Source organism: Methanocrinis sp. (assembly GCF_049974945.1).
GTDB lineage: Archaea > Halobacteriota > Methanosarcinia > Methanotrichales > Methanotrichaceae > Methanocrinis.
The window spans coordinates 1-6,931 of the sequence record NZ_JBNGCU010000086.1; the positions used below are offsets into that span (position 1 = coordinate 1).

Genomic DNA, 6,931 nt, shown 5'->3' on the forward strand with positions numbered 1-6,931 from the left:
AGACGATCGTCTTTCCCGCCCGCCTTATCTCCTCGATCTTCTGTGCGCACTTCTTCTGGAAGGCCTCGTCGCCCACCGAGAGGACCTCGTCGACTAAGAGGACGTCCGGGTCGGTCTGGATCGCCGTGGCGAAGGCGAGCTTGACGTACATTCCACTGGAGAAGTTCTTCAGCTTCATATTCTCAAAGCGCTTCAGCTCGGAAAACTCCAGGATCTCCTCCCGCTTTCCCTCGATCTTTTGGCGGGTGAGGCCCATGATCGCCCCGTAGAGGCGGATGTTCTCGGTCGCCGTCAGCTCCGGGTGAAAGCCCACCCCCAGCTCCAGGAAGGGGGCGACCTTCCCCTCTATCCTCACCTCCCCCGAGTCGGGGCGGAGGACTCCCGCCAGGACCTTGAGCAGGGTGGACTTGCCGCAGCCGTTCGGCCCGATCACCCCGAAGGTCTCGCCCCGGCCGACGGTGAAAGAGACGTCCTCCAGGGCGGAGAAGACCTCGTAGGAGTAGCTCCCGCCCTTGACCATCCCAATCAGGTGGTCGAAGAAGGTGGCCTTCTTCTGGTGGGGGATCCGAAACCTCTTGGAGACGCCCTCGACCACGATGGCGTCTCCGCCCTCGGACCGACCGCTCTCCGCAGCGTTTCTTGCGTCTTCTTTCACCTTGAGGTCCGCAGGCGTCAAAGCCAATCAGATCTCCTCCGCAAACCTTCCCTCAAGCCGCCCGAAGACGGCCGTCCCCACCAGGAGGACCGCAACCGCGGCGGCCAGGACGAAGGCGAACTCGCCGGGGGAGGGGGTCTCGGCGTAGAGGAGCGCCTCTCTGTACATCTCTATTATCACCGTCACCGGGTTTGCCATGTAGATCTGGAGGTACCTTTCGGGGACGATCGATATGGGGTAGACTATCGGCGAGAGGAAGAACCCCGCCTGGAGGAGGACGTCCCAGATCTGGTTTAAGTCCCTGTAGTAGACGTAGAGGGCGGCGAGGATCAGGCTGATCCCGTAGACCAGGACCAGAAATAGGGCCTGTATCAGGGGGAAGAAGAGGACGTTCATGGAGAGGTCCACCCCGAAGAAGATGAGCAGGGGGACGAGGACCGAGAACTCCAGGATCGAGCTGGTGAAGCTGGAGAGGACCGTGCTCAGTACCAGGACCTGGCGGGGGACGTAGACCTTGGTGACCAGGCTCGGCTTTCCCACGATCGCCGAGATGGAGGTCATGGTCCCGTTTGCGAGGAACCGCCAGGCCACGATGCCTATGAGGAGGTAGAGGGCGAAGTTATCCTCGTCGAACCGGAAGACGTTTTTGAAGACGGCGTAGAGGACCAGCATCATCAAAAGGGGGTTCAGTAGAGACCAGAGAAAACCCAGGACCGAGCTCTGGTACTTCACCTTGAGGTCGCTCACCGTCAGGATCCTTATCAGCTCCCTGTACTCAACGATCCACATACCACGGCTCCCCGATCTCACGGCTCCCTGATCTCGCTCCAGGTCCTTATATGTTTTCTTATCTCCCTCTCGGGTGCCCTTCGCAGGACCTTCTTTCGCTTTCGGAGCATCAGGGGCAAGCCCGCGAGTCCGTCGACCTTGGACCGAAGGGCAACCCTCCCCCGCCCCCGGAGGGCGTAGTAGGGCACCACGGCCAGGTTTCTGCCCAGAATCCAAGGAAGTGACGAGATCAAAAGCCTCCTCGGAAAGTCCTTGACCGGATACCAGAGGACATTTCTGTTCCCGTAGTAGACGGAAAGATCCGAGCCGAACCCCGCCGTGCCCCCGTGGACGTGATGGACCCTAGCCTCCGGAACATAAAGGCACCTCCATCCCGCAAGCCTCCCCCGGAAGGCCAGGTCCACGTCCTCCATGTACATGAAGAAGTCCTCGTCGAAGAGGCCGACCTCATCCAGCATCTCCCTCCGATAGAGCCCGGCCCCCGCCGAGGGGCCGAAGACCTCGCAGGGCTCCTCGTACTGCCCTTCGTCCTCCTCGCCCATCCCCCGATCCCAGGCGGCGCCGCTCCGGGAGAGGCATATCCCGACGGAGTTTATCCTCCCGTCCAAAAAGAGCATCTTGGAGGCGCACATCCCCACCCCCTGGTCCGAATCCATCGCCCCGGCTAGGCTTCGGAGGAGGTCTTCGTCGGCCGCCGTGTCGTTGTTCAGGGCGAGGATGAACTCGCCCCTGGCGGATCTGATGCCGGAGTTGACCCCTGCGGCAAACCCCAGGTTCGCCCCATTTTTGACGATCCTGACCATTGGAAATTTTTCCGCCACATATTCGGCGCTTCCGTCAGAGGATCCGTTGTCTGCCAGGATGACCTCGAAATCGCGGAAGGTCTGGGCCGATAGCGATGAGAGGCACCCCTCCAGGTAGCGCCTCCCGTTGTAGTTGGGGATCACGACGCTTATCATGCCCGGACAGCCCTCGCCCGACCCCCTTTCATCTCAGCCCTGGACGCCGAGGGAAGATCTGGATTCATCTGAGGGCTAATCTCCTTTGGATCTGCCGTAATGTCCTATCAGCTCCTCGACCCCTTCCTGGAGCGAGTACTGGGACTGAAATCCCAGGACCTCCTCGGCCTTGGAGGTATCTGCCAGGGTGTGCCGGACGTAATTTTTGATCGGGTTATCGACGTGAACCGGCTCGACGTCCAGGTTCATCTTCTTCTTGAGGATCTCGAAGACCTCGTTGAAGCTGTAGCTCTCTGCGGTGCCGACGTTGAGGACACCGTGATAGTCTGAGTTCATGGCCAGGATCAGCGCCCGCACCACATCTTTGACGTAGATGAAGTCGCGGGTCTGTTCCCCGTCTCCGTAGATGACGGGGGCCCTGCCTTCCATCATCTCCCAGAGGAACTGAGTGATGATGTTTGCATACTGCTTCTTCGCCCCCTCCCGGGGCCCGTAGACGGAGAAGAACCTCGTGCCCACAGAATCGACGCCAAAAAGCCTCTTATAAAGCTCCGCCATCCTCTCCATGCATAACCTGGCCTCGGTGTAGTAGTCGGTGACGGCGACCTCCATACCCTCCCTGTGAGGAGGCGTCTGGCCGCTGTAAAGAGAAGAGGTGGAGGCGTAAACCACCTTGCATCCAGATTTTTTTGCCAGCTCGAGAACTGCTATCATCCCCTTTATCGCCTCGCCCACCAGCATGGGGTCACTCTTGTACATCGGCGAAGATGAGGGGACGCCGAGATGATATATGGCGCTGGGGCTGATATCCTGGTCTAGCAGATTCACGCAGCCGGCCTGGACGACCTCAATGCTCCCAGCGAGCCCCTCCAGATTCTCTCTGCTTCCGGTGCTCAGATCGTCCAAAACTACGACCTCTTGGCCAACGGCCAGCAGTTCCTCCACCAGGTTCGACCCTATGAATCCAGCACCGCCTGTTACAAGTACGCTCAATCGTTCATCCTCCGAAAAATCGTTCAGATAATTCTGCACCTTTAAACATTCATCCCCATCTCTTCGGCGAGGGCTCTCAGAGAATCTCTCAGGTCTTGAGGCTTCTCTTCTAAGATCTCATCGGCTTTGGAAGTGTCCAGTGAAGAGTCTCCAGGCCGCTTCGCCTTCCAGGTCATATCGCTCATCTTCGATGGTATAACAAGCTCCGCGTCAAATCCAAACCGTCTGGCGATCTCCACCGCGAACTCGTACCTGGATACTCTGGTCGCCCCAGCCAGGTGATAAGTCCCTTCAAGCCTCTTCTCCCCCGCCTCAAGTAACATCTTTGCGAGGTTGGTGTTCAGGGTAGGCGTTATGTATTGGTCGGCGACTATCCTGACCGGCTCCTCATCCCTCAGCCTCTCGATCAGCCAGAGGACGAAGTTGACCTTTCCGCTGGCGGGCCTCGCCCCATATATGACAGAGGTCCTGGCTACGCAGTCGCAGAACCTCTCTCCGAGAAGCTTCGATAGGCCATAATAGTTTACCGGGTCGGTCATGTCATCCTCCTTGTACATTCCCCTTTCTCCATCAAAGACGTAATCGGTAGATACATAGACCACAAAGGCACCAACATCTGCGGCTGAATTTGCCACCAGCTCCGTTCCCACGACGTTCGTCCTCCTTGCCAGCTCTCGATCGATCTCGCACCTGTCGACGTCTGTCAGGGCGGCGGTGTGAAAGACCACCTCCGGCTCAACCTGGCAGAGCTTATCTGCGATCTCCTCCCGTTTTTCAAGATCGAACTTCGTCCTCTCCCCTGCATCCGGCAGATGGTGACAATATCCCGAGACGACCTCGTGCCCTCTATCTGCGGCGATCTCGGCGAGCCTGCTCCCCAATAGCCCGCCTCCGCCCGTTACAAAGACCCTCATCCATCACCACTCCAGCTTCCAAGGCGTCGGATGAAGAATTCGCTCATCAGCCAGCGGCCTCCACCAGTCTTCGTGTTCGGTATACCATCCGACCGTCTCCTCTATCCCCTCTTCGAAGCCGTGCTCGGGACGCCATCCCAGCTCGGTTTTGATCTTGGAGGAGTCGAGGCTGTACCTCTGATCGTGGCCGGGCCGGTCCTCGACGAACTCGATGGCATTCTCATCTTCGCCCATGCATCCGAGTACCTTTCCCACCACCTCCAGGTTGGTCATCTCCTGGCCAGAAGATATGTTGTATATCTCGCCGGCCTTTCCAGAGTCGATCACCATCTCTATCGCCCTGCAGTGGTCGGAGACGTAAATCCAGTCCCTGACGTTCTTCCCCGTCCCGTAGACGGGAATCGACAGGTGCATCAAGGTCCTTATTATCGTCTTAGGTATGAGCTTTTCAGGAAACTGAGATGGGCCGTAGTTGTTGGTGCACCTGGTGATCATCGCGTTCAGGCCGTAAGTTCTGGCATAGGCCAAAACGAAAACATCTGATGCGGCCTTGCTGGCGGAATAAGGGGATGAGGGCGAAATGGGGTCGCGTTCGGCGAACGAGCCCTCCAAAGCGTCTCCGTAAACCTCGTCCGTCGATATCTGGACCAGCCTGGCATCAGGATTGAACTTCCTCAGAGCCTCCAGGATGGTGAAGGCGCCCTTCACGTTGCTCTCGAGAAACGAGCTGGGTTCGGATATGCTCCGATCGACGTGGGTCTCGGCTGCAAAGTTCACCACCACGTCCACATCCCGGACGAGCCTGGAGACCAGATCGAGGTCTGATATACTCCCCCGAACAAAAGAGTACCTTTCGTCCTCTTCTGCGCTGGACAGGCTATCCGGGCTCGACCCGTACTTCAGGGCGTCCAGGTTGACCACCTCTGCATACCGATGCTCGCTAAGATAGCGCCGAATGAAGTTGCTCCCGATAAACCCCAGTCCGCCGGTGATAAGAAGCTTCATAAAATCACAACAGAATCTCCGAGTTGTCTCCGACGATGAGCCTGTGTCCTGCGGGCCTTCGCCCGCTCTCCCTGATCTTGACGTTTTTACCTATCAGGCTCTCCGTAATCCTGCCAGCGTTCGATATGGAACACTCCTCCATTACGACGCTGTCCTCGATCTCAGTTCCCTCGATATCGCAGTTCCTGTTGATCGCGGTGTAGGGGCCTATATACGACTCCCTGATCCTGCAGCCGTCTCCCAGGATACAGGGCCCCTTTATGGTCGAGCTTTCTATGATGCACCCCTCCCCTATGACCGCCCTCCCAAAGATCCGAGACCCCTTGACCTCCCCCTCGTTCTTCGGCTCGATCTCGTCGAGGATCAGCCGGTTCGCCTCCAGGATGTCCTCGGACTTTCCCGTATCTTTCCACCACCCGTCTACGATGGACGCCTCGACCCGGTGGCCGTTATCTATCAGCCACTGGATGGCGTCGGTGATCTCCAGCTCCCCGCGCCAAGAGGGCTCGATACTCTTACAGGCTTCGATTATCAGGGGCTTGAAGAAGTATATCCCCACCAGGGCGTAGTTGGATGGGGGGATCTGTGGCTTCTCCACCAGCCTCTTCACCCTCCCCTCCTCGTCCAGATCGGCGACCCCGAACCTCTGAGGCTCATTCACCTCGGTCAGGAGTACGAGGGAGTCGGGGCCGAGATCCCTGAAGATGGATGAATGCCTGGTTATCCCCCCCTTGATGACGTTGTCTCCGAGGTACATTACGAACTCATCTTCACCCAGAAAGTCCTCGGCGACCAGGATGGTATGGGCCAGGCCCGCCGGCTCGCCCTGAAATATGAACTCGACCTTTGCATCCCAGTCTCTGGACCTGACCGTCTCGACGATCTGATCTTTATTCGGGCCGACGATGACGCCCACCTCCTCGGCCCCTGCCTCGATCACGTCCTCCATCGCATAGAAGAGGACTGGTTTGTTGGCGATCGGTATCAGCTGCTTCTGCTGAGAGTGGGTTATGGGCCGCAGCCTCGTCCCGTGCCCCCCGGATAGTATCAGCGCCTTCATAACAGGACCTCGATAAATTCTATTTTTGATCAGAAGAGATCGTCTTCGCGAGCCAGCCCTTCCAGGGTGGGCCAGAGACGGTCCCTCTCCGAGATTACTGGATCCTGGAGGGGCCATGATATGCTCACCTCTGGATCGTTCCAGACCACCCCCCCCTCGCACTCTGGGGCGTAGACGTTGTCGACTTTGTAGACGACTTCGGCGAGATCGCTCAATACCAGAAACCCGTGAGCACAACCTCTCGGGACGTAAATCATATCTCTGCTCTCTTCAGATAGGACGATCCCCAAGTATCGCGAAAAGGTCGGCGATCTCCTCCTCAGATCCACCAGGACGTCGTAGATTGTGCCCCTGATACATCGGACGATCTTGGCCTGGGCATACGGCTCCTTCTGGAAGTGAAGCCCCCTGAGGACACCCCGTTCGGACCTTGAGTGGTTGTCCTGGACGAACTCTGCATCTACTCCGGCCTTCTGCATATCATCTTTTTTATAAGTCTCCAGAAAGAAGCCTCTATCGTCCTCGAAGACCTTCGGCTTTATCAAGAGGGCATCGG

8 protein-coding genes are annotated in these 6,931 nt (G+C 57.9%); all 8 read right to left on the reverse strand.

Annotated elements, in window-relative coordinates; translation table 11 throughout:
• Nucleotides 1–682 (reverse strand): ABC transporter ATP-binding protein (locus ACP5EL_RS08310; protein WP_428402046.1); only part of this gene is annotated, 682 nt, incomplete at its 3' end.
• Nucleotides 683–1,444, reverse strand: coding sequence for an ABC transporter permease (locus ACP5EL_RS08315; RefSeq protein WP_428402047.1), 762 nt, complete (start codon nt 1,442–1,444; stop codon nt 683–685).
• Between the two features lie 17 nt (nt 1,445–1,461).
• Nucleotides 1,462–2,403 carry a glycosyltransferase family 2 protein gene (locus ACP5EL_RS08320; RefSeq protein ID WP_428402048.1) on the reverse strand — a complete coding sequence of 314 codons (942 nt, stop codon included), beginning with the start codon at nt 2,401–2,403 and terminating at the stop codon, nt 1,462–1,464.
• Nucleotides 2,404–2,478: 75 nt separating this feature from the next.
• Nucleotides 2,479–3,396 (reverse strand): NAD-dependent epimerase/dehydratase family protein, encoded by a 918-nt coding sequence (locus tag ACP5EL_RS08325; RefSeq protein ID WP_428402049.1) that lies wholly within the window; start codon nt 3,394–3,396, stop codon nt 2,479–2,481.
• Nucleotides 3,397–3,437: 41 nt separating this feature from the next.
• Nucleotides 3,438–4,310, reverse strand: a complete 873-nt coding sequence (rfbD, locus tag ACP5EL_RS08330) for a dTDP-4-dehydrorhamnose reductase (RefSeq protein WP_428402050.1) — start codon at nt 4,308–4,310, stop codon at nt 3,438–3,440.
• A gap of 3 nt (nt 4,311–4,313) precedes the next feature.
• The gene (rfbB, locus tag ACP5EL_RS08335; RefSeq protein ID WP_428402051.1) at nt 4,314–5,315 is read right to left on the reverse strand and encodes a dTDP-glucose 4,6-dehydratase; all 1,002 of its coding nucleotides are present in this window, start codon (nt 5,313–5,315) and stop codon (nt 4,314–4,316) included.
• Nucleotides 5,316–5,319: 4 nt separating this feature from the next.
• Nucleotides 5,320–6,375: a glucose-1-phosphate thymidylyltransferase gene (locus ACP5EL_RS08340; protein ID WP_428402052.1), complete on the reverse strand. Its 1,056-nt coding sequence runs from the start codon at nt 6,373–6,375 to the stop codon at nt 5,320–5,322.
• A gap of 29 nt (nt 6,376–6,404) precedes the next feature.
• The coding region (gene rfbC, locus ACP5EL_RS08345) for a dTDP-4-dehydrorhamnose 3,5-epimerase (RefSeq protein ID WP_428402053.1) at nt 6,405–6,931 on the reverse strand (527 nt) is incomplete at its 5' end.